The following is a 22,677-nucleotide window of genomic DNA, read 5'->3' on the forward strand; positions in this document are numbered from 1 at the left end:
AGCGCGCATGACGATGAGCCGTCCCTGCAAGCGCATCCTGATCGTCGATGACGACGCCGCGATCCGCCGGACGTTGAGCGAGCTCCTGGAAGAGGAGGGGTATGCGGTCGCCTGCGCCGCAAACGGGCGCGAGGCGCTGGCGTACCTGCGGGACGATCCTTCGTCCATCTCGCTGGTCCTGCTCGACCTGATGATGCCGGTCATGGATGGGTTCCAGTTTCGCGCCGAGCAGAAGCGCGACCCGACGCTCGCCGCTACGCCCACCGTGGTGATGACCGCGCGCGGCGCGACGGAGCGCGCCGGCATCGACGCGGACGCGATCCTCAGCAAGCCGTTCGATGTGCTGAAGCTGATGGACACCATCGAGCGGAGCTGCCGGAGGGAGTGAGCCGGCGGCGCGCGGTCGTGTAGTGCAGAGGGGCGGGGCGATGTTGGAGCGTACGGGGCCGGGGGCAGGGCAGCAGCGCCGGCCGGCCGCCATCGCGGGCAGGCAGAACGAGTAGGCCGTCCGCGGCGGGCATCCTCTTCCGTCCACAGCCGCGCTTGCCCCCTTGTGTGGGCCGGCTCTTACCCATCTTGCGATGATGATACATCTGCTATAATTATGATCCAGTTGATCTACAACATCCGAGACGATGCTCTCGCGGCGAGCCTTCGGCCCACCACCGGGGCACCTTCGGAGCGACCACGACCGAGCGGTTGACCGCGTTCGCCGTCCTCGCTGTTGTGGGCGCATGCTGGAGCGACCTCCCGGACGCGGGGAAGGTCGGCGTTTGGACCAAGGCCCACTCGGTGACGTACTTCGACGACCTCAGTGCGATGCCGCTATGAAGGAGAAACCGACCATGAGGATCACGGCGATGACCTACTGCATGTGCATGGCGCTGGTCGGTTGCGAGGGCACGCGATCGACTCCCTCGGCAGAGCCACCCTCGACCGTGCCGCTCACGGCCGCGGGCTCCGATGCATCGGGAGCGAGCGCGGCGCCCAAGTCTTCCTCGAAAGATCAGGGCATCGATCCTGCAAAGGTCGCGGCGGCCACCGGCATCAAGCCGGAGGTCTCCGATGGAGTGGCCAAGGTCTCGTACCCACGCAATGACGTGAAGGTCGAGGTTGACGGCTGGGCCATGCCGCCTTTCATGGGTCTCACGTCGTGGGCGGGCTTCACCCCGGGCCACAAGCCGGGGGTCGAGGCGATGGTGATGGGCGACCTCGTGCTCTTCGAGGACGAGGTGAGCGACGTGATGAGCGCGGCCCTGAATGTTACTGAGCACCGTCGTTGATGCCGATGGTGCGCCTGTCGATCCAGCTCTTTGATGGCAGGGTGCTCGACCCACCGGAGAACACCATCACCGAGGCGGATCAGGTGCGATGACGGGGGTGTCCGAGGGCAGCAAGCTGCCAGGGGGCTCCCCGGCCATGCATTGCGCCGAGTCCGATAAAATTCTCAGCGTAGCTACTCCTGAGCATGCTCGCGTTGGTCGAATCCAGGAGCACAGGAAAAGAGGGAGCGCGCATTCCGTTCGCCTCTCGAAAATTACCAGCACGACTCCTCGTCCGTCGGCGCAACGAACGGAGTAGGTCAGCGGCAGGAGCGGAGCATCGGCGCGGCGCCGGCCACAAAATAGGCGACGGGAGGAGCTCGTTTGGCCGCGTGCCCCCTCCCGTCGTGCTCCGAATCGCTTGAAAGAGCGGAGCCCTCAACAGATCGTCCATTTGGACCTCGATGTCAAAGGCTGGCTCGGTTCCCCGCCCACCGTAGAGCGCGCGCGGCCAGCCCGCTGCCCCCGTTGCGGCGCGGCGGGGTGCCCGCTGGGGGGCGGGTTGGGGCTGTGGGGTCACGGAACGCGGTCGCGGCAGGTGCGCGGGCCGCTGGCTGCCGGCGAGCGCGGCGGGCTCGTCACGATCGAGGCGCGCCGCTATCGATGCCGCCATTGCAGCGCCGCGATCACGGTCGTTCCGCGGGGCGTCGCGCCGCGACGGCACTTCGCCGCGACGGCGATCGGTCTGGCCCTGCTGCTCGTCGGCGTCGCCGGTGCAGCGCTCATCGATGTGCGGCGGCGCGTCAGCCCTTGGTCCGCCAGCTTCGATGCTGACAGCTGGGTGACCGTGCGGCGCTGGCTACGCGCCATCGACCAGGGGCACCTCTTTGCGGCGGTCCGCCCCAGTCCCCTCGCTTCATCGCTGCGGCAGCGGGCCGAGCGGGCCGCGATGACGCTCGTCGCGATGGCGCCTTTTGCGGCCGAGGTCCCCGAGGCCGCCGTCATGGCGGGCGCCGCGCGGGCTGCGTGATGGCAACAGGCCCGCTCGCCGGGCTCATGTCGGACCCCACCCGGTTGGATCCTCGGTCGGCGGAGCGCCTTGCGCTTGGATGGCTGTGCGGCCGGTGCGGTGTCACCGGCGCGGAAAGGACACGACGTGCAAGACCCCCTCCAGCCGAAGGACCAATCGGAAGCGGTAGCGCTCTATCGCAGCGAGATCATCGGCTCGCTCATGCACCGCGAGCTCGACCGCGGAGAGCTCGCCGAAGCGCTCGCCGACCTGAGCAAGCAGCGGTTTCGCCCACCGCGCGCCCATTCTCCGCGCACATACTCCGTCCCCACGCTCGAGCGCTGGTATTACGCGTACAAGGCGGAAGGCCTCGAAGGGTTGCGCCCCAAGCCCCGTAGGGACAAAGGCCGGGCGCGTGAGCTCACCCCCGAGCAACGACGGATGCTGCTCGATATCCGAGAGGAGCACCCGAGCGCCTCGGTCTCGCTCATCCTCGACACCCTGATCGCGGCGGGCCGGCTCGACAAAGACGCCATCTCCGCCACCACGGTGCGACGGCTGTACGCCGAACACAGCCTCGATCGCATCGCGCTGCGCGATCGCACGGGCGGCAAGGTGCGGCTGCGCTGGCAGGCCGAGCACCCCGGCGCCCTGTGGCACGGCGATGTGTGTCACGCATCGCCGATCCTCGTTAACGGCAGCCCGGCGCCGGTGCGGATCCACGCGCTGCTCGACGACGCCTCCCGGTACATCCTCGCGATCGAGGCGATGAGCGCCGAGCGGGAGGTCGACATGCTGGCGCTCTTCATCCGGGCGCTGCGCAAGCACGGCGCTCCCGACGCCCTCTACCTGGACAACGGCTCGACCTACCGCGGGCACACCTTGCACCTTGCGTGCGAGCGACTCGGCACCACCCTGATCCACGCCCGCCCGTACGACGCCCCCGCGCGCGGCAAGATGGAGCGCTTCTGGAGGACGTTGCGCGGGAGGTGCCTGGACTTCATCGGAGCGCTCGGGTCGCTCCACGACCTCAACGTCCGGCTCTACGCATGGATCGACGAGCACTACCACCGCACACCGCACGCGGCGCTCTTCGGCAAGTGCCCCGCGCAGGTCTACGAGAAGTATCCCCACGTCACCGACGACCTCGACGAGCGGAAGCTGCGCGACGCGCTCACGACCCAGGCCCGCCGGCGCGTGCGGCGTGACAGCACGCTCTCGATGGATGGGGAGGACTGGGAGACCGATCTCGGCTTCCTCGCCGGCCACCTCGTCACAGTGTCGAGGTGCCTCGTCACGCCGAACGAGCCGCCCTGGATCGAACACGAGGGCAAACGCTTCGCCCTGCACCGGGTAGATCCGGTGAAGAACGCCCAGCGGCCGCGACCGGCCTGCAACCTCGATGTCGCTCACGAGGCGCGCGTCCCCTTCGACCCGCCGAAAACGCTCCTGGACAAGGCTCTCGGACGGACGCCTCGCGGTGACGAGGAGGGATGACCATGGACTTCTGCAGCTACTTCAGCTTCACCGCAGAGCCATTTTCCAAGGAGGTCGAAGACGGCGAGCTTTGGCTCCCCCCGTCCAAGCAGATGCTCCTCGAGACGCTCATCGAGGCGGTGCACGCCAGAAAGAGCGTGCTGCTCGCCGGTGACCCCGGCGTCGGCAAGACGTGTCTGCTCCGCGCGCTCCGTCATGCCCTTTCGCCGCAGACGTTTCGCTTGACCTACTGCGCCAACGTGACCCTTGGACGCCGGGACTTCTATCGCCAGCTCTGTCTGGCCCTCGGTCTCGCGCGCTGCAGCACCGCTGGAGACGTCTTCTACGCGGTCAGCACGCACGTCGAGGAACTCGCGAAGGAGCGCGTATTTCCGGTTTTCGTCCTCGATGAGGCCCATCTACTTCATCAGGACACACTCGATCATCTTCACATACTCCTTAATTACGCCTGGGATAGCCGCGCATTGCTTTCGCTCGTGTTGCTTGGCTTGCCCGAGCTCGGCGAGCGGCTCCGCGTGCGCCGCAATCGATCCCTGTATTCACGCCTCCATTACCGATTGACCATCGACCCGCTCACGCCGGACGATACGGCCGACTATCTGCGTGTACGTCTCGGCCGAGTCGGCTGCACGAAAGAGCTCTTCACCTCGGACGCGATCGCGATGCTGCACGAGGCGGCCGCTGGCAGCCTGCGCGACACCGATCGACTCACCACCGCCGCGCTCCGCGCCGCTGCGCGCAAGAAGCGCAAGCTCGTCGAGCGCGACATCCTGAGCCGCATCCTGCAGCTGGACGCAGAGGAGGCCGGATGAACCCCGTCCCCTTGGCCGAGGGGGACACGCGGCGCGGCGACGCCGCGGGCAGCGCAGCCGCCGCCCTCGTCGCGGCCCTCGCGCTCGCCCGCGACGCGCTCACCGCGCGCTACCCGGGCGACCCGGATCCGCTTTGCCCTCGCCTCTACGCCGTCGACGTCGTGCTCCACTACCTCGATCGGCTCGACGACGCTCTCGCTCGCTATCACGCCGTCCTCGACGGCGATGACCGCCTCCCCCTCCGCATCGACTGAGAGCGCCGGCGCTCTGCGACCGCCGCAGTCACCCGACGCATCGCCTCGCTGCAATCGCGGTGAGCGGAGATCCAGCTCGATGATGGCCATCACAGAGCCGGATCTTCCGGCCATCAAACAGCCTGCTCGGTAACACCCTGAACAACGGGCTCGCGGTGACGGCGCTCCACAACCACTTCTTCTTCGACAAGCCCCACATCTACTTCATGCACATCGCGGGCGAGGGGGCGGTCGACGCGCTCGGCAAGGGCATCAAGAGCGCGCTCGACGCGATGAAGGCTGTGCGCGCGAAGTCGGCGCAGCCGAAGGATCGCTTCGGGCCGCCGATCCCGGCGAAGAGCGCCATCGATCCTGCCAAGGTCGAAGGCGCCTTCGGCCACAAGGGCGCCGTCAAAGACGGCATGGTGAAGGTCACGATCGGCCGCGCCGCGACCCACGCCGAGTGCGGGTGCGAGGTCGGCAAGGCGATGGGCGTGAACACGTGGGCCGCCTTTGCGGGCACCGACGACAACGCCGTTGTCGACGGTGACTTCGCGGTGACAGAGGACGAGCTCCAGCCGGTGCTGAAGTCCCTGCGCGGGAGCGGCATCCACGTGGTGGCCATCCACAACCACATGGTCGGCGAGCAGCCGAGGATCCTCTTCCTGCACTACTGGGGTCGCGGCCCGGTCGCGACCCTCGCTGCCAACGTGAAGAAGGCGGTCGACCTGACGAAGACCAGCGACTGACGGCGCGAACCCCGGCGCGAGCTCGGCGAAGGCGGGCGAGACGGTCTCCTGCACCCTCGGGAAGCTCTGCAGTTACTTCCTGCGGCCCGGCGCGCTCGGCTTCGGCGGCCCCATCGCCCTCGCCGGCTACATGCAGCGCGACCTCATCGAGAGCGGCGCTGGTCCAGCGGATGTCACGCTCCTCGCCGCCATCGTGAAAAGAGCCCTCGTCCTGACGACGGCGGCCGAGCAATCTGCCGCGGCGCCGAGCGTCGGCTGCGCACGTCGACGACGCCCGCCACGATCTGCTGAACCAGGTTGTAAAAGATGATCGGCAGCATCACCTCCGGGTGATCCGGAAGTGCGACGGATGCCAGTACCAGCCCTGTCCCATTGTTGGTCATGCCCAGGCCAAACATCAGCGCGAGTCTATCGGCCGCGTCCACCCGCATGCAGCGCGCGAGGAATCCACCGAGACCGAAGCTGAGAACGCACAACGTCGTGGTGATCAAGGCGATGATGAACAGCAGATCCCAGTCGGGGTGGTTGAACGCCTGAGGCAAGGCGCTCGATGCGTTGGAGTAGTTTAGCACCAGCAGGTCTACCAAATTGAGCAGCTTCAAGGCCGGCGATACCAGCTTCCGCGCTCTTGATCCCAGCGCGCGCTGCAGAAGCATGCCCATCAGGGATGGCAGGACGACCGCCACGATGAGAAATCCGCTGCTCCCCTGGGATGCTAGCTCGTGCAGATCCTGGGCGTAATCGCCGCGTGCCATGTAGCCGACGAGGTGCAGCCCCACCGGTGTGATGAGCGGGCTCGAGAGCGTCGATAGCAGTACCAGGCCCAAGCTCAGAACGGGATTGCCCCCGGCGTTTTGTGACCACGCCGTAGAAGACCCGGAAACAGGCATGGATCCTATGAGCGCCAACCCGACCAGGATGTTCTGTAACTCCTCGTCATGTCGTGGCACGGCCAGAAGCGAGACGGCGAGCGCGAAGAGGATTGGTAGAACGGTGCTGGCCGCGAGCCCGACGCCGAGGAGCCCAAGGTACTTGGGCAGATGCCTGAGCTGCTGTACGCGAGCGCCGAAACCCGCGTTTGCCAAGAGGAAGGCCAGCAGGAGCAACGGCAGCGAGAGCTCGACGCGGCCGCCGCGCACCCAGGGGAGCGACCCGGCAGACAGGTCGCGCAAACGTAGACCTGGCCCGGACACCAGCCACGCCAGCGCGTAAGAGCAGAGGAGCAGCCACAGCAGGCGGCGCTGCATCCACTCTAGAGCCTTCTGGACGATCTGGTTCATGAGATCCTCGCACCGGCGCCTGGCAGGTCACCTTCGATCCTGGGAGCTCGCCGTCCTCGCCGAGCCTGCTCTCTGCGCCAGCGCGGCGCCGAGGACGCTGCAAGCCAGCTGATGCGCGCAGCTGGCGTCGAGGCCAGGGGACGCCGCCGCGTACACTTGCCTCGATGATGCAATTGTTCTACCAATAGATCAGTTGATCCAGAACGACGGCCGTCCATCGAACGTAGCCCCTGCGACGGACCCCGACGCGGCCGCCCGGAAGGGCTCTGGCTCGAGGCAGCGCGCCACCCTCGCCCTGATGCCCCCGAGCGCAACGGCCGACGCGCAGAGGCTCCTCGTCACCCGGGCGCTGCGCGGCTTCGCCGACGGCTTCGTCAGCGTGCTCCTCGCCGACTATCTCTCGTCGATCGGCCTGCGCCCGCTCCAGATTGGGGCCATCATCGCCGGCACGCTGCTGGGCTCGGCGATGCTCACGCTGGCTGTCGGGCTCCTGGGGCGTGGGCTCGGCTTTCGGCAGCTCCTCCTCGGCGCCTCGGCGCTGATGCTCGCGACAGGGCTCGGTTTCTTAGGGGTCACGGAGTTCTGGCCGCTGCTCGTCGTCGCTGTCGCTGGAACGCTCAATCCCTCGGCAGGCGATGTCAGCGTCTTTCTGCCTGCCGAGCAGGCCGCCCTCAGCGCGACGGTTGAGAGCCGCGACCGCACGGGGATGTTCGCCCGCTACAATCTCTCGGGCAACCTCGCCGGTGCGCTCGGCGCGCTGGCGAGCGGGCTGCCCGTGGCCGCTGCGCGCTGGTTCGGCTGGGATCGGGCGGCGGCAGAGCGCTCAGGGTTCGCGCTGTATGCGGCCGTCGCGGTCGCAGTGGGCATTCTCTACCGCGAGCTCTCGCCCGCGCTCGAGCAGCACACGCGGACCGCGAAGGCAGCGCCTCTCCTGCGGTCGCGCCGGATCGTCTTCCGGCTCGCGGCGCTGTTCAGCCTCGATTCGTTCGGCGGCGGGTTCATCGTTCAGTCGCTGCTCGCGCTGTGGCTCTTCCGTCGCTTCGCCCTCTCCGTGGAGACGGCGGGCGCGGTCTTCTTCGCCGCGGGCATCGCCGCGGGCTTCTCGCAGCTCGTCTCTGCACGGCTCGCAGCGAAGATCGGGCTCATCAACACCATGGTCTATACCCACCTGCCGTCGAATGTGCTCCTGATCCTGGCCGCGCTCATGCCCACCGCGCCGCTCGCTGTCGGGTTCCTCCTTCTGCGCATGTGCCTCTCGCAGATGGACGTGCCCGCGCGGCAGTCGTACGTGATGGCGGTGGTCCCGCCGGAGGAGCGCCCGGCCGCCGCGAGCGTCACGAATGTACCGCGCAGCCTCGCCGCAGCTATCGCGCCGCTCCTCGCGGGCGCGATGCTCAGCCGATCGAGCTTTGGCTGGCCGCTCCTGTGCGGCGGCGTCGCCAAGACGATCTACGACGTACTCCTCCTCATCCAGTTCGGCGCCGTCAAGCCGCCGGAGGAGACTGCAGACGGGGCCGCGGCAGCGACGCGACCCCGGAGCTCACCGTGAGCCACGCCGCCGCGCCCTCACGGTGACCACCCGGCGACCGTCGCTACCGGCAGGGTCGGGGTCGGCCGCACGTCAGAGCGGCGCGTGACGCTCCTCAATCTGCCTTGCGCGCGAGCGATTCGTACAGATCGCCGAAGAGCGCCGCTCCCCGGGCGAGCCGCGCCTCGTCGTCTCGCTCGACCATGGCGAGCCCGTTCACGAGACACTCCACGCCCGGCCGCTCGGGCCGGTTGAACTTGGCGTCCTTGAGATCGATGTCGTGGACGATCTCGGCGATGAGGCGCAGCGCCGGATCCGCGAGCGCGAACCGGTCGAGGAGCACCTCGAACGTGCAGCGGTCGCCTTCGTGGGTGAACTCGGCCTCGAACATGTCGAAGCGCAGCTCGCCCGGCTCCGGTGTATACCCCTTGCCGCTCACGAGCTTGAAGCACGCCTCCGGATCGAGGAAGCGCCCGATAAGCCACGCGCTCGCGATGCGGTCGACGTGGACGTTCTTGCGGGTGACCCAGGTACGGCCACGCACGTCGGCGGCCAGCACGGCCGGCTGACGCTTCGTCGACGATCCGCTCGCGCCGCCTTCGAGGCGCGCTTCGAGCTCACGCACGAGCCCCTCGACCGCGACCCGCCCGGTGGACGCGAAGAAATCGACCGCCGCGATATCGCCGAGCTGCTTCTTGAAGCGCGCGAGCTCGCCCGCGACCTCGGCGCGGCGCTCTTCGGGGATGCGGCCGCGTCGGGGGAGACCCCCCTGAACGGCGCGCACCTCCTCGGCGAGAGCCTCGTAGTCGGCGTTCCGGGCTGCGTCGAAGAGCGCCTCGATCTGCGCATCCGAGAGCCCCGCGAAGAACCGGGCTTCGCACACCGACGCCTCGCCGCCGCCGTCGAGGATCTCGCGGTGCACCCAGGCGAAATCCTCGCGCGCCGAGTCGGTAACCGGGAGCGCGTAGACCGAGTTCTTGATCGCGACGGCGCCCAGACGTTGCAGATGGCGCCCGATCTTCACGCGGAGGTACGCCGGCTTGGGCGGGAGCTGATGGATGAGGAGCAGCCATCGCCCGGCGCGCGGGTCTTCCGGGGGCGCTGCCGCCGGAAGAGCGCGCACGTGCTCGCCCGGCGAGCCCTTGGGCCTGTTGCGTCGGGCGGCAGCCGGGCGGCGTGATGCGCGGGAGGGCGGCATTCAGCACGGCAGTCTTTCGATGCGCTGCTCACATGTCAACGTGCTCACGTGTCAACATAGAGAGCCATCCTGGCTGGTGTGACACGAGATGGCGCGGGCTGTCGGTCTGCTGCGGGTCGTCCGCCGCGTCGAGCCGGGATCACACCCGCGAACCACACATGTTCGCGAGCACCGTGAGCAGCTCCGCCGGCTCGATGGGCTTCGGGACATGGGTGTTGAACCCTGCCCGCAATGCGCGCATGCGATCCTCCGTGCGCGCATACGCGGTGAGCGCGACCGCCGGAGTCCGCCCCCCGCTCGCCGCCGGGAGCGCGCGGATCCTGCGGATGAGCACGTAGCCGTCTTCGCCGGGCATCGCGATGTCGGACACGAGCACGTCGGGCTGCAGCGCCTTCACCGCGAGCAGCGCCTCGGCCGCGGACGCCACGGCCGTCACGTTCGCGCCGCACTGCTCGAGCATCGTGACGACGAGCTCGCGCGTGTCGTCCTCGTCATCCACCACGAGCACGTTCAACGCCGCGAGCTCTGCCGGACGGTCGCTCCCGGCAGGGATGTCCGGCAGCGGCGCCAGCCGGCGCCCCCGGGCGTGGCTCGGCGGCGCCGCGAGCGGCAGCCGGACGATGAACGTGGCGCCCCGCCCCTCCCCGTCGCTCAGCGCGTGGGTCGTGCCGCCGTGCATCTCCACAAGGCTCTTCACGATCGTGAGCCCGAGGCCCAGGCCGCCGTGCTTGCGGGTCGTGCCGGTCTCGGCCTGCCGGAACTGCTCGAACACGTAAGGCAGGAACGCGGGCTCGATGCCCTGGCCGGTGTCGGACACGGTGATCTCGGCGGACGCGTCGGCGCGATCGAGCCGGACGCACACCGTCCCGCCGCGCGGCGTGAACTTCACCGCGTTGCTGAGCAGGTTCCAGACGACCTGCTGCAGCCGGCCCGCGTCGCCCGCGACGGCGCCCACGCCGGGCTCCAGGAGCGGCTCGAGCCGCACGCCCTTGGCATCGGCGGCCGGCCGCACGACCTCGAGGGAGGCGTCGAGCACGGACACGAGGTCGATCGGCTGGACGTCCAGCCGGAGCTTGCCGGCCATGATGCGCGAGATGTCGAGCAGATCGTCGATCAGCTGCGCCTGCGCCCGGGCGTTGCGCTCCACCGTCTCCAGCACCTTGTCGCGTCGGTCCTCCGCGAGCTTGCCGGTGCGCAGCATCCGGATCCAGCCGAGGACGGCCGTGAGCGGCGTGCGGAGCTCGTGGCTCATCGTCGCAAGGAACTCGTCCTTCAGGTGGCTCGCGGCCTCGGCTTCCTGCCGGGCCGCCTGCGCCGCGGCGAGCAGGGCTTGCCGCTCCTCCTCCGCGCGCTTCCGCGCCGTGATGTCGAAGAACGAGGAGACGACGCCGGCCACCGAGCCGTCCGAGCGGCGGAGCGGCTGCGCGTTCACCGAGAGCCACGCGACCGAGCCGTCCTGCCGCTCCAGCCCGAGCACGACGCCCGACTGGGGCGCGCCGGTCCGGAGCGCGATCTGCGAAGGGTACATCTCGGAAGGGAACGGCGAGCCATCCTCGCGGACGAGCCTGCACGACGGGCCCAGCATCGTGGACCCGACGAGCTGGGCCATCGGCAGGCCCAGGATCCGCTCGGCGCTCGCGTTCGCGGTGCGGATGACGCCGCGCTCGTCCTGGAGCGTGATGCCCTCCTCGAGCGCGCTGATGATCACGCGATGGCGCTCTTCGCTGTCCCGGAGCGCCCGATCCGCCTCGATCGCGTCGGTCTCGTCGCGCGTGATCAGCACCGCCCCCGCGGGTGAGCCGTCGGCTTGCCGCAGCGGGGACGCCGTTCCGGCGAGCGCGCGGATCGACCCGTCCGGGCGCGTCACGAGCCAGCGCGCGTTCTCGACCTTCTCGCCCTGGATCGCGCGGAGGAGCGGGTCCTCGTCGGGGCGAAGGGGCCGGCCGTCCAGCGCGAGCAGCCCGCGGCCCCGCAGCGCCTCGAGCGCGGCGCTCGCGTCGCGCTCGTAGACGCCGTGCTGCCGCTGGGCCTCGCCGTTGCAAATGCGGAGCGCCCCGCGCGTGTCCGCGGCCATGATGCCGTCGCCGCTCTGCTCGATGAGCGCGCGCAGCAGATCGCGCTCCACCGCTGCTATCCGCTCGGCCCGTTCGGCCCGCTCGCGGAGCCGCTTCGAGCGAAGGAGCGCTCCGACGCGCGCCGACAGCGCGGCCGCGGGGCAGGGCTTGATCACGTAGTCGTCGGCGCCCGCCGTCAGCCCCTCGACGAGGTCCTGCTCCTGCCCGGCCACGGTCAAGATGAGGATCGGGAGCCCGACCGTGGCGGCGCGCGACCGCAAGAGGCCACAGATCTCGGTGCCGGACATGCCCGGCATCACCTGGTCGAGCACGAGGACGTCCGGAAGATCGCTCCCCGCCACGCGCTCGAGCATCGCGGCGGCGTCCGTGAAGACCTGCACCTCGTACCCTTGCGCGAGGGAGCGCGCCGCCATGTCGGCCTCCAGCGGCGAGTCGTCGAGGATCCACACCACCCCGCGCGGCGCGCGCTCGCTCGTCGGAGGCTCCGTGCTCCCCTCCCGGGCGCCTCGCCCCGCGGCCAGCGCCGGGCGCCGGGGCGGGCGGTTCGCATCGTGCGTGGCGTCGGCGAGCACGAAGTCCATCGTTGTTGGCCGATTCATGGTTCTCCAGGGACAGCAGGGGCTGCGAGGCGTGTCGCCTGAGGGCCGCCTCTCGGGTGGGTCCGGGCGCGGAGAGGCGTTGATTCCGCAAGCATCGTTACCGCCCAGTCTCATCTGAGCGAGAGCCCGCAACAACGCAAGCCCAATACGCTGGGACGTGCCCTGGCGCCCACTTCTGTCCGTCTGCGTCTGGTTGGTTCTGGCTGCTTCTGGCTGCTTCTGGTCGCCCCTGGTCATTGCGCCACGCATCACGTTGCGCTCGCCTGGGGCCATCGACGTGGGTTATGACGTCCGCGCTCCACCATCCGTCGCCGCTCGCTGACGCGCTCAGACGCGCTCACATTCATCGGCGGAGCCCGGACTCATTGCGAGCGGAGCGAACACGGGCAGCGAGCGCAACACGCTCCGCGAGGAGCCGCGCTCGATCGACGGCGCCGGCCCGGCGCGCAGCGCACGGCCGCGGCGCGCGCTGCTCACCTGAGCCTCGGGCTCGGATCTCGGGGGTGGTCCGACGGGATTTCCCTGATTCTCGCAAGGACGCACAGGCGCGATTGACACCCAGCGCCTGGGCCGGCTATTCCCTCGGCCGAGCACCGCTGTGGCAGAGATCCTCGTCGTTGATGACAGCCGGGTGATGCGCGAGATGGTCGTGGCCTGCCTGCGGGCAGAGCAGCATGGGTTCGCGCACGCGGCGAGCGGGCTCGAGGCGATTGAGACGCTCTCGCTCAGGCCGTTCGATCTCGTGGTGCTCGACCTGAATATGCCTGATATCGGGGGACTCGAGGTGATCGAGTTCATCCGGGGTCAGGACCGGCTGCGGAGCCTGCCGATCCTGGTGGTGACGACCCGGGGTGATGAGGAGTCCCGGGCCCGCACGCTCGCCGCGGGGGCGTCCGAGTTCATGACGAAGCCCTTCACTCCCGACGCCATCCTGGCGAGCGTGCGAGCGCTCCTGCAGGACAGCGGCGCGGGCGCCAGATGACTGGATGAGCAACGCGCTCGATGTGAAGGAGTTCGTCGCCGGTTACCTCGTCGAGGTGGAAGAGCACCTCTCCGCGTCGATGGCCAACCTCCTCGCCGTCGAGGCCGCCCTCCGCACCGGCGAGTCGAGCCCCAGGGCGATCCGGGAGCTCTTCCGCGCGCTTCACACAATCAAGGGCCTCTCCGCCATGGTCGGCGTGGAGCCCATCGTGGATCTCGCCCACGCGATGGAAACCGTGCTCCGGGCGGCGGACCGGGCGGCCGGGAGCCTCTCCGCCTCGTCGATCGAGGTGCTGCTGCGCGGGCTCAGGGCGATCGAGGAGCGGGCCCGGGCCCTCGCCGACGGCCAGCCGGTGCTGCCCGCGGCGCCCGCGCTCCTCGCCGCGCTCGCCGCGCTCGATCTCGCCGCCGCGCCATCGCCCCCCGTGCCGACCATCGGCGCCGATCCCGAGATCCTCGCCAAGCTCGGGCCAGGCGAGCGGGTGCAGCTCGCGCAGGGCGTGGCCGGCGGGCGGCGGGCGCTGCGGGTCGACTTCGTCCCGTCGCCGGCGCGCACCGCCGAGGGCGTGAACATCACGACCGTCCGCGAGCGCGTCGGCAAGGTCGCCGAGATCGTCAAGGTCATCCCGCTCTCGGTCCCGGCCAGCGACGGGGCGCCGGGCGGCATCGCCTTCGCGCTCCTCGTCCTGACGAACGCGTCCGACGAGGAGCTCGCGCGCGCGGCGGCGGCGGAGGGCGTCCGCGCGCTCACCGTGGAGCCCCCCGTCCCCCCGGCCGTCGCGGCCCTGGCGGAGCGCGAGCCGGACGAGCCGGCGGACCGGGAGCCCCAGCTGCGCGGCGTCGTGCGCGTCCAGGTGGCGCGCCTCGACGACGCGCTCGACAAGCTGTCGGCGCTCGTCGTCACGCGGTTCCGGCTCGCCCGGGCGGCCGCCGAGCTGCGTGCCCGCGGGGTGGACACCCGCGATCTGTCGGAGATCCTGCGCGAGCACGACCGGACGCTGCGCGACCTCCGCGGCGCCATCATGCGCGCGCGCATGATCTCCGTGGCCGAGCTGCTCGAGCGCGTGCCGCTCGTCGTCCGCGGCCTCGGCCGCGCGACGGGAAAGCAGGTCCGGCTCGAGATCGACGCCGGCAAGGCCGAGCTCGACAAGGCGGTCGCGGAGCGCGTCTTCCCGGCGATCGTGCACCTGCTCCGCAACGCGGTCGATCACGCGATCGAGCCGCCCGCCGAGCGGCGGCGCCTCGGCAAGCCCGACGAGGGCGTCGTCCGGGTCTCGTGCTTCGAGCGCTCCAGCACCCAGCTCGAGCTCAGCGTCGCCGACGACGGCCGCGGCATCGATCGTTCGCTGGTGGCGAGGAGGGCGGGCCGCCCTGAGCCCGAGAGCGACGCGGCGCTGCTCGACCTCATCACGCTGCCCGGGCTGTCGACGCTCGATCAGGCCACGAAGACCAGCGGCCGCGGGCTCGGGATGGATATCGTGCGCCGCATCGCCGTGGAGCAGCTCGGCGGCGAGCTCTCGGTGAGCACGTCGCCCGGCGCCGGCACCACCTTCACGCTCCGGATCCCGCTCACGTTGACCATCGTGGACGCCTTCTCCTTCCTGTGTGGTGATCAGCTGTTCGTGACGCCCGTCGCGGGCGTCGAGGAGGTCGTGGACATCGACGCCGCGCGCATCGTTCGCGGCCCGGCCCCGAGCGAAACGCGGGGCGGGACGGTGCTGCCAGCTCTGGGCGAAGGCCGGGGCGGGACGGTGCTGCCAGCTCTGGGCGAAGGCCGGGGCGGGACGGTGCTGCCAGCTCTGGGCGAAGGCCGGGGTGGGACGGTGCTGCCAGCTCTGGGCGAAGGCCGGGGCGGGACGGTGCTGCCAGCTCTGGGCGAAGGCCGGGGCGGTACAATGTTGATCGAGCGCCGCGGCGAGGTCGTGCCGCTCGTCGACCTCGGCGCCCTTTTCGAGCTCGGGGCCGCGCCCGCGCGCAGGGCGCTCGTCGTCCGGCGCCACGGCGCGCCCTTCGCGTTCGGTGTGACCCGCGTGCTCGGCCAGCAGGAGGTGGTCGTGCGACCGCTCGAGGACCCGCTCGTCAGGGTGCCGGGCGTGTCCGGCTCGACGGATCTCGGCGATGGGCGCCCCACGCTCGTCGTCGACCTCATGACCCTCAGCGGCAGGATCTCGGCGGGCCGGGGCGGCCGCGGCGGTCGCGGCGCGCTCGTCCGGGTGGCCTCGTGAGCGATCTGCACGTGATCTTGAAGGTGGCGGACACCGAGTATGTCATCTCGGCGGCAGACGTCCTCCACATGGAGTCGTTCGTCGGAGCGACCCGGGTGCCGGGGACGCGACCTTACGTCGGCGGCCTGGTGCAGATCCGGGGCCGCGTGGTCCCGGTCGTGGATCTGCGCGTCCGCTTCGGGTTTCGCAGCGCGGAGCCGACGCTGGACTCGCGTGTCATCGTCGTCCAGCGCGGCGGCCGCACCGTGGGCCTCCTGGTGGACAGCGCGCGCGAGGTCGTCAACATCGCCGAAGGCGAGCTGAAGCCGCCTCCCGAGGTCATGGCGGAGGAGAGCGCCGGGTTCGTCAGGGCCGTCGCAAAGCTCGGGGAGCGCCTCGTCATGCTCGTCGACGTCGGCAGGATCATCGGTGAGGAGCAGGATCATGGCAGCTGATGCAATCGCGGACATCGACGGCGCGCTCGCGCGGGCGGAGCAGACCGAGCGCGCGCTCCGTCAGGCGGTCACGGCCGTCGCCGGCGTCGAGCAGGCGGCCGCGCGGCTCGCCGCCCTCGGCGCCGAGCAGGCCGCCGCCGGCAGAGAGCAGGGGGCCATGGCGGGGACGCTCGCGGGCGAGCTCGACGAGGCAGGGGCGGCCGCGCAGGCGCTCGCCCGCTCCGGGCAGCGGGTCGGCGAGGCCGTCGTCGAGATCGTGAGGGGGACCGAGGGGATGGCGGCCGGCATCGGCGCGCTCGCCCCCGCGCTCGCCAGCGTGAGGGGCGACGCCGACACGCTCGCCGCCTCGGCGGACACGACCGCGGCGGCGCTCGAGGAGATCGCCCGCTCGGTGAAGGCTGTGAGCGCCAGCGCCGAGGAGCTCGCGTCCTCCAGCGAGGAGCTCCTCGGCTCGGTCTCCGTGAGCAGCGGATCCGCCGACGAGGCGGCCGTCCGCGGCGAGAGCAACGCCGCGGCGATCGAGCAGATCGGGGCCACCATCGAGGAGATGTCGAAGGGCGTCGCGCGCCTCTCGGCCGACGCCAAGGGGGTCGGGTCGCAGATCTCGACCATGGCGGGGGAGATCGTGGGCGTGAGCGGCTCCCTCGATCGCGTCGCGAGGGACGCGACCGAGATGGCGAGCGCGGTCGAGGAGACCGCCGCGACCGCCGAGCAGATGGCGCGGTCGATCCGCGGGGTGGCGGAGAGCGCGAAGGCGCTCGACGGGAGCGCGTCGACCACCGCGAGCACGATCACGGAGATCGCGAGCTCGGTCGAGGAGGTCGCGGTCACCGCCGAGAAGAACGCCGCGTCCATCGAGGCGAACGCGGTCGCCGCCGAGGAGCTCGCGCGGACCGCGCAGCAGGTCGCGCAGAGCGCCGAGCAGATCAGCGGGCTCGCGGCCAGCAACGCCTCCACGTCGTCGCAGGTCGAGGCCTCGACGCGGCGGATCGTCGCCATCGTCGAGACCGCGCGCTCGACCGCCGAGCAGGGGATCGCGACCGCGCGCCAGGGCGCGGCGACGGTCGGCAGATCCATCGCCGGGCTCGGGAGCATCCGGCAGGCGATGGCCGACTCCGCGTCGGTCATGAAGGAGATGGGCAGGCGGGCCGAGGAGATCGGCGACATCGTCCAGACGATCAACCTGATCGCCGACCGCACCAACCTCCTCTCGCTCAACGCCAGCATCGAGGCCGCGCGCGCGGGGGAGCACGGCCGCGGCTTCGCCGTCGTCGCCGAGGAGATCCGCAACCTCGCCGATCGGGCCGCCGTCTCGAGCGCCGAGATCGCCAAGATCGTCCGCGCGCTCCAGGCGAGCGCACGGGAGGCGGTGGCCGCCTCGAGCGAGGGCGTGAAGGTCGCGGACGAGGGGACCCGGCTCGCGGGCGACGCCGACCGGGCGCTCGCGTCCATCCTGCAGGGGGTCGAGGAGCTCGGCCGCTCGATCCGCGACATCGACCGGGCGAACGCGGATCAGGTGCAGGCGGTGGCGTCCCTGACGCAGACGGCGTCGCGCATGAGCGACGAGGGCAGGGCGGTCGCGCGCTCCGCGGCCGAGCAGACCAAGGCGGTCCAGGCGCTCGCTCAGGGCAGCGCCGAGATGAGGCGCATGGCCCGGCAGACGAAGGACGCGACCGCCGAGCAGGCGCGCGCGCTGCGGGACGCCGTGAAGGCCAACGCGCAGCTCACGTCCACCGCCGAGCGCGTGTCGCGGGCGATGGACGAGCAGGCGACGGGGGCGTCGCAGCTCGCCAAGGTCGCCGCGCAGATGCGCGCGCTGACGCAGCAGACCAGCTCCGCCATGGCCGAGCAGAACCGCACCCTGGCCGGGATCACGGCGCTCACGCAGGAGGTCTCGGGCGCGTCGCAGCGCATGGTCGCCGGCCTCGCCGAGCAGGCGGGCGGCGCGACCGAGATCGCGCGCGCGATGGACGACATCCGGCGGCTGTCGGTCCAGTCGGCGCGGGGGATCGGCGAGCAGGCGCGGACCGCGAAGCAGATCGAGGCGTCCGCCCGCCAGGTCGCGCGGCTCGCGGCGGCGGTGACCGCGGCCACGGCGGACCAGGGCAGGGCGACGGCGGCCCTCGCGAAGGAGGGGGAGGCCGTGCGCCGCATCGCCAGGCAGACGGCGCGGGCCGTCGCCGATCAGGCGGAGGCGGTCGCCGCCCTCGCGTCGGGCGCGAACCGGCACGTGTCGTCGCTCCAGGCCGCCGAGAAGGGGGCCGGCGAGCTCTCGACCCGGAGCGAGCAGCACGCCGCCTTGCTCTCGCGGCTGCGCGACCCGATCCGGGAGCTGCTCGCCTCCGCGGCAAGGCACGCGAGGGACGCCGGCGCGATCGCGATCGACGCAGGCCACGTGCTCGAGCAGATCGGCAGGATCCGGAGCGCCAGCGCGGAGCACGCGGACGCGGTCGCGGGCGTCGTCGCCACGATCGCCCACGTCATCGCGCACATCAAGGCGAACGGGACACGGCCCCTCACACCGCCGGAGACGGCATGATCGGCCGGCGGCCCGCGCTCGCCGTATCGGACGCGGAGCGGCAGCGCGTCGAGCAGGTGGAGCGGCTCGCCGCCTCCGGGCCGCCGGGGGTGCCCGCGCTCATCGAGATGCTGGCGGATCCGAGCTGGACCGTGCGGCGGGCCGTCATCGCGTCGCTCGCCGCGCTCGGCGACGCGGCGGTCCAGCCCCTGTGCGTGTGCCTCTCCACCCGGCGCGACAGCGAGGCGCGCATCGCCGCCGCGGTCGACGCGCTCGTCGCGTCGCTGGGCGACGTCGACGCCGCCGTGCTCGCGCTGACCCTGGAGCCTCGCCCCGCGATCGTCGCCGACGCGGCGCAGATCCTCGGCCGACGCGGCTGCGCGACGGCCGTCTCGAGGCTCGCAGAGCTCACGTCGCACCCCGACGACAACGTCGCGGTCGCCGCGATCGAGGCGCTCGGCCGGGTCGGCGGCAGGTCCGCGGTCGACTCGCTCGTGGAATCCGTCTCCAGCGGCAATTTCTTCCGTGTCTTCCCGGCGATCGACGTGCTGGGGCGGAGCGGCGACCCGCGCGCGACCGGCCCGCTGGCGGTCCTCCTCGACGATCCGCGCTACCTGCTCGAGGCGGCGCGGGCGCTCGGCCGCACCGGCAGCCGCGGCGCCGTGACGCCGCTGGTGCGCCTCCTCGGGCGCCCGAGCGACGCCGTCGTGCGCGTCGCCGCGGCGGCGCTCGCCGAGCTGCGCGAGCGGTACCGCGAGCGCTACGGGACGGCCGCGCCGATCGACGAGGCGCTCCAGGGCGAGGCGCCGGGGCCGGGCGCGGCGCGGCGGCTCTCCCAGAGCATCGCGGGCGCGGATCCGGCCGAGCAGGCCGCCCTCTGCTGCGTGCTCGGCGCGATCGGGGGCGACGACGCCCTGCTCGAGCTGACGCGCCTGCTCGACGCCGATCCCCCCGTCGCGAGCGCCGCGGCGGAGGCGCTCGGCCAGCTCTCGCGGAGCGCGGACCCCCGGGTGCTCGCGGCGCTGCGCGACGGCGATAGCCCGCGCAGGCTCCTGCTCCTCCCGCTCGTCCGGGGGGGCGCGGCGGCGAGCGACGTGGAGCGCTGCCTCGCCGATCCGGACGCGGAGGTCCGCGCGGCGGCGTGCGACGCGCTCGCGCGCATCGCGGAGCCGGGGTCTGCGCGCGCGCTGTTCCAGCTCCTCGACGACCCGAGCCCCCGCGTGGTCCACGCCGCGACGGCCGCGATCCAGGGCCTCGGCGGCCCGGACGTCGAGGCGCTCGCGCTCGCCGCGGCCCGCGACGGGGCCCCGGCCGCGCGGCGGACGGCGCTCCGGATCCTCGGCCACCTCGCGTCTCCGTCGGCGCTGCCGGTCTTCCTCGATGGCCTCCGCGACACCGACGTGCGGGCGCGCGAGCAGGCGATCCATGGCCTCGCGTCCCTCGCGGCGCCGGCCGCGCTCGAGGCGCTCGTCGCGGTCGCGGCCGATCCCGCGGCGCGGATCCGGGCCGTGGCGATGCGGGCCCTCGGGCAGTCGCGCCGGGATCCTCGCGTGATCGACGCGCTCCTCGCGGGGCTCCGCGACGACGACGCGTGGGTCCGCTACTACGCCTGCCAGTCGCTGGGAAAGCTCGGGTGGGAGGCGGCGGCCGGGGTCATCGCCGAGCGGCTCCGGGACGAGAGCGGCCAGGTGCGCGTGGCGGCGATCGAGGCGCTGTCGGGGATCAAGGGCGACCTCGCGCTCGCGGCGCTGGAGCAGGCGGCCCGCGACGGCGACACGGACATGCGGCGGTCGGCGCTCATCGGGCTCGGCATCGCCGGGCGGGAGGCGTCGCTGCCGACGTTGCTCGACGCGCTCTCGTCGCCGGACGTGGCGACCCGGCTTGTCGCGGTCTCGGCGATCTCCGGCTTCTCGTCGCCCGAGGTCCTGCCGGCGCTCGTGCGGGCGGCGGGCGACCCCGACGAGAGCGTGCGGGCGGCCGCCACCAGCTTCATCGCGGGGCGGCCCGGCGCCGAGGCGACGAGGAGCCTTGTCGCGTTGCTCGTCGCGTCGCGGGCGCAGGGCCCGCTCCTCACCGCGCTGTCCACGCCCGTCCCGGGCCGCATCGAGGGCATCCTCGACGCGCTGGCGACGGCGGACGACGAGCTCTCGCCGCTCCTGACCGCGGCGCTCGCGCGGATGCGGCTCCCCGGGGCGCACGCCGCGCTCCTCGAGGCGCTCCAGCTGCCGCGCGCGCCGGCGCGGAAGGCGGCGGCCACGACGCTCGCTGCGGTGGCCACGCGCGAGGGCTTCGCGGCGGTCGAGCGCGCGTCGCGGACCGATCCCGATCCGGAGGTGCGGCGCGTGTCCGCGTCCGTCCTCGCACAGTGGGCCTGAAGCCGTGGGCATGACGAGCCGCCTCCCCATCTCTCCGCAGGTCTTCGCGATCTTCAGCGCGCTCGTCGCCGAGAAGATCGGCTTCCACTACGACGCGGGCGATCGCGAGCTGCTCGGCGACAAGCTGTCGGTGCGCGCCCTCGACGCCGGCTTCGACTCGCTGCTCGATTACTATTACTTCCTCCGCTACGACCCGGCGGGCGCGGCCGAGATGGACGCGCTGATCGACGCGCTGGTCGTGGGCGAGACGTACTTCTTCCGCGAGCTCGCGCAGCTCGAGGTGGCGGTCTCGGAGTTCGTCGCGCCGCGCGTGGCCGCGGGCGGCCGTCCGCGGATCTGGTCGGCGGCCTGCTCGAGCGGCGAGGAGCCGTTCACGCTCGCGATGCTCCTCGCCGAGCGGGGCCTGCTCGACAAGGTCGACCTCATCGCGAGCGACATCAGCGCGCGGGCGCTCTCGCGGGCCCGGGCCGGCGTGCTAGGCCCGCGCTCGCTTCGGAGCAACGCCCCGCCGCCCCCGTTCGCCGAGCGGTGGTTGCAGGTGACGCCCGACCGTGTGGTCGTGAGCGCCGATCTGAGGCGGGCGATCGACTGGCGGCGGATCAACCTGCTCGACGCGTCCGAGGTCGCGTCGCTGGGGCGGCTCGACGTCGTGATCTGCCGCAACGTGCTCATCTACTTCCACGACAACACGGCGCGGTGGGTGGTCAAGAACCTCGCGGGGACGCTCTCCGCGGGCGGGATCCTCCTGGTCGGGGTCTCCGAGTCGCTCTTCAGGCTCGGCACCGCGCTCTCGTGCGAGGAGCGGGGCGGCGTGTTCCTCTACCGGAACGCGGAGCCATGAAGCGGCCCGCGGTCCGCGTGCTCGTTGTCGACGACTCGGCCTTCGTGCGCAAGGTGCTGCGGCAGGTCCTCGGCGCGAGCTCCTCGATCGAGGTCGTCGACACGGCCATGGACGGCCTGGACGCGCTGGAGAAGATCGCGCGCTACAAGCCGGATGTCGTCACGCTGGATCTCACGATGCCGAACCTCGACGGCCTCGGCGTGCTCGCGTCGTTGCCGCGCGAGGGCGCGCCGCGGGTGATCGTGGTCAGCAGCGCCGACGCGGACAGCGACGTCGGCGTCATGGCGCTCCAGCAAGGCGCGACCGACCTCGTCGAGAAGCCGACGGCGCTCGCGACCGATCGTCTCTTCGAGGTCGCTGACGAGCTGGTCCGCAAGGTGATGGCCGCCGCCGAGGCGAAGGTCCCTCGCGTGGAGCCACCTCCCGCGCCGCCGCCCGCGCCCGGCGCGACCCCTGCGCCCTCGCGCACGCGGCTCGTCGTGGTCGGCGCGTCGACCGGCGGACCTATGGCGCTGACGCGGCTGCTCGCGGCGATGCCCGCCGGGTTCCCGGCCCCCATCGTCGTCGCGCTGCACATCCCCCCTGGCTACACGGAATCGCTGGCGCGCCGGCTCGACGACGCGAGCGCGCTCTCGATCGTCGAGGCGTCGGACGGGCTCGAGCTCCGGCCCGGCCTCGTCGTCCTCGCGCGCGGGGGGACGCACCTCGAGGTCCGGCGCGACCTGGCGCGCGCCAGCGTCCACTTCGCGGCGACGGCCAGCGCGTCTCTCTACTGCCCGTCTGTGGATCTGCTGTTCGCGAGCGCCGCGGCCGGGTTCGGGCCGGGCGCCCTCGGGGTCGTGCTGACGGGCATGGGGGACGACGGCCTCGAGGGCTCCAGGGCGATCCGCGCGGCGGGCGGGAGGATCCTCGTCGAGGCCGAGTCGTCCTGCGTCGTTTACGGTATGCCCCGCCGCGTGCTGGAGGCCGGGCTCGCCGCGGCCGCGGCGCCGATCGACCAGATGCCCGCGGCCATCCTGCGGCATCTTTGACGCCGCACGCCGCACGCCGCACGCCGCACG

The 22,677-nt window shown here is 71.8% G+C and carries 18 protein-coding genes; 15 read left to right on the forward strand and 3 right to left on the reverse strand.

Annotated features, from left to right (window positions below):
* Window positions 1-7 precede the first annotated feature (7 nt).
* From WME90_RS13710 to WME90_RS13740, 7 genes are all read left to right on the forward strand, one after another.
* Window positions 8-388 carry a response regulator gene (locus tag WME90_RS13710; protein ID WP_437281554.1) on the forward strand — a complete coding sequence of 127 codons (381 nt, stop codon included), beginning with the start codon at window positions 8-10 and terminating at the stop codon, window positions 386-388.
* A 457-nt stretch (window positions 389-845) separates the two neighbouring features.
* On the forward strand, window positions 846-1,283 hold the full coding sequence (locus tag WME90_RS13715) for a DUF1259 domain-containing protein (RefSeq protein ID WP_437281555.1): 438 nt from the start codon (window positions 846-848) through the stop codon (window positions 1,281-1,283).
* Window positions 1,284-1,860: 577 nt separating this feature from the next.
* A complete protein-coding gene (locus WME90_RS13720) occupies window positions 1,861-2,292 on the forward strand; it encodes a hypothetical protein (protein ID WP_437277924.1) in 432 nt (143 codons plus the stop codon).
* 126 nt (window positions 2,293-2,418) lie between these two features.
* The gene (locus tag WME90_RS13725) at window positions 2,419-3,768 is read left to right on the forward strand and encodes a helix-turn-helix domain-containing protein (RefSeq protein WP_437277925.1); all 1,350 of its coding nucleotides are present in this window, start codon (window positions 2,419-2,421) and stop codon (window positions 3,766-3,768) included.
* On the forward strand, window positions 3,765-4,580 hold the full coding sequence (locus WME90_RS13730; RefSeq protein WP_437277926.1) for an ExeA family protein: 816 nt from the start codon (window positions 3,765-3,767) through the stop codon (window positions 4,578-4,580). The genes WME90_RS13725 and WME90_RS13730 overlap by 4 nt, the downstream gene beginning before the upstream one ends.
* Window positions 4,577-4,834: a hypothetical protein gene (locus tag WME90_RS13735; protein ID WP_437277927.1), complete on the forward strand. Its 258-nt coding sequence runs from the start codon at window positions 4,577-4,579 to the stop codon at window positions 4,832-4,834. The genes WME90_RS13730 and WME90_RS13735 overlap by 4 nt, the downstream gene beginning before the upstream one ends.
* Window positions 4,835-4,971: 137 nt before the next feature.
* Window positions 4,972-5,562, forward strand: coding sequence for a DUF1259 domain-containing protein (locus WME90_RS13740; protein WP_437283608.1), 591 nt, complete (start codon window positions 4,972-4,974; stop codon window positions 5,560-5,562).
* A 173-nt stretch (window positions 5,563-5,735) separates the two neighbouring features.
* Here WME90_RS13740 and WME90_RS13745 read toward each other — a convergent pair whose 3' ends face one another.
* Window positions 5,736-6,842, reverse strand: coding sequence for a bile acid:sodium symporter family protein (locus tag WME90_RS13745; RefSeq protein ID WP_437281556.1), 1,107 nt, complete (start codon window positions 6,840-6,842; stop codon window positions 5,736-5,738).
* Between the two features lie 298 nt (window positions 6,843-7,140).
* Here WME90_RS13745 and WME90_RS13750 point away from each other — a divergent pair, with 298 nt between their 5' ends.
* Window positions 7,141-8,391 carry an MFS transporter gene (locus WME90_RS13750; protein ID WP_437281557.1) on the forward strand — a complete coding sequence of 417 codons (1,251 nt, stop codon included), beginning with the start codon at window positions 7,141-7,143 and terminating at the stop codon, window positions 8,389-8,391.
* A gap of 94 nt (window positions 8,392-8,485) precedes the next feature.
* On the opposite strand, the gene WME90_RS13755 is transcribed toward WME90_RS13750, so the two are convergent.
* The gene (locus tag WME90_RS13755) at window positions 8,486-9,493 is read right to left on the reverse strand and encodes a chromate resistance protein ChrB domain-containing protein (protein WP_437281558.1); all 1,008 of its coding nucleotides are present in this window, start codon (window positions 9,491-9,493) and stop codon (window positions 8,486-8,488) included.
* Window positions 9,494-9,707: 214 nt separating this feature from the next.
* Window positions 9,708-12,242, reverse strand: coding sequence for a hybrid sensor histidine kinase/response regulator (locus WME90_RS13760; RefSeq protein WP_437281559.1), 2,535 nt, complete (start codon window positions 12,240-12,242; stop codon window positions 9,708-9,710).
* Between the two features lie 598 nt (window positions 12,243-12,840).
* Here WME90_RS13760 and WME90_RS13765 point away from each other — a divergent pair.
* The 7 genes from WME90_RS13765 to cheB are packed head-to-tail and all read left to right on the forward strand — an operon-like array spanning window position 12,841 to window position 22,647.
* Window positions 12,841-13,224: a response regulator gene (locus tag WME90_RS13765; protein WP_437281560.1), complete on the forward strand. Its 384-nt coding sequence runs from the start codon at window positions 12,841-12,843 to the stop codon at window positions 13,222-13,224.
* Between the two features lie 4 nt (window positions 13,225-13,228).
* The gene (locus tag WME90_RS13770; RefSeq protein WP_437281561.1) at window positions 13,229-15,448 is read left to right on the forward strand and encodes a chemotaxis protein CheA; all 2,220 of its coding nucleotides are present in this window, start codon (window positions 13,229-13,231) and stop codon (window positions 15,446-15,448) included.
* Window positions 15,445-15,882 (forward strand): chemotaxis protein CheW, encoded by a 438-nt coding sequence (locus tag WME90_RS13775; protein ID WP_437281562.1) that lies wholly within the window; start codon window positions 15,445-15,447, stop codon window positions 15,880-15,882. Before WME90_RS13770 ends, WME90_RS13775 begins: the two co-directional genes overlap by 4 nt.
* Entirely contained in the window at window positions 15,872-18,421 is a 2,550-nt protein-coding gene (locus WME90_RS13780) for a methyl-accepting chemotaxis protein (protein WP_437281563.1), read from the forward strand. Before WME90_RS13775 ends, WME90_RS13780 begins: the two co-directional genes overlap by 11 nt.
* A complete protein-coding gene (locus WME90_RS13785; RefSeq protein WP_437281564.1) occupies window positions 18,418-20,775 on the forward strand; it encodes a HEAT repeat domain-containing protein in 2,358 nt (785 codons plus the stop codon). The genes WME90_RS13780 and WME90_RS13785 overlap by 4 nt, the downstream gene beginning before the upstream one ends.
* 10 nt (window positions 20,776-20,785) lie before the next feature.
* Window positions 20,786-21,616, forward strand: coding sequence for a CheR family methyltransferase (locus WME90_RS13790; protein ID WP_437281565.1), 831 nt, complete (start codon window positions 20,786-20,788; stop codon window positions 21,614-21,616).
* Window positions 21,613-22,647: a chemotaxis-specific protein-glutamate methyltransferase CheB gene (gene cheB, locus WME90_RS13795; RefSeq protein WP_437281566.1), complete on the forward strand. Its 1,035-nt coding sequence runs from the start codon at window positions 21,613-21,615 to the stop codon at window positions 22,645-22,647. The genes WME90_RS13790 and cheB overlap by 4 nt, the downstream gene beginning before the upstream one ends.
* Window positions 22,648-22,677 lie beyond the last annotated feature (30 nt).

The sequence above is a fragment of the Sorangium sp. So ce375 genome, from assembly GCF_051473855.1.
GTDB lineage: Bacteria > Myxococcota_A > Polyangia > Polyangiales > Polyangiaceae > Sorangium.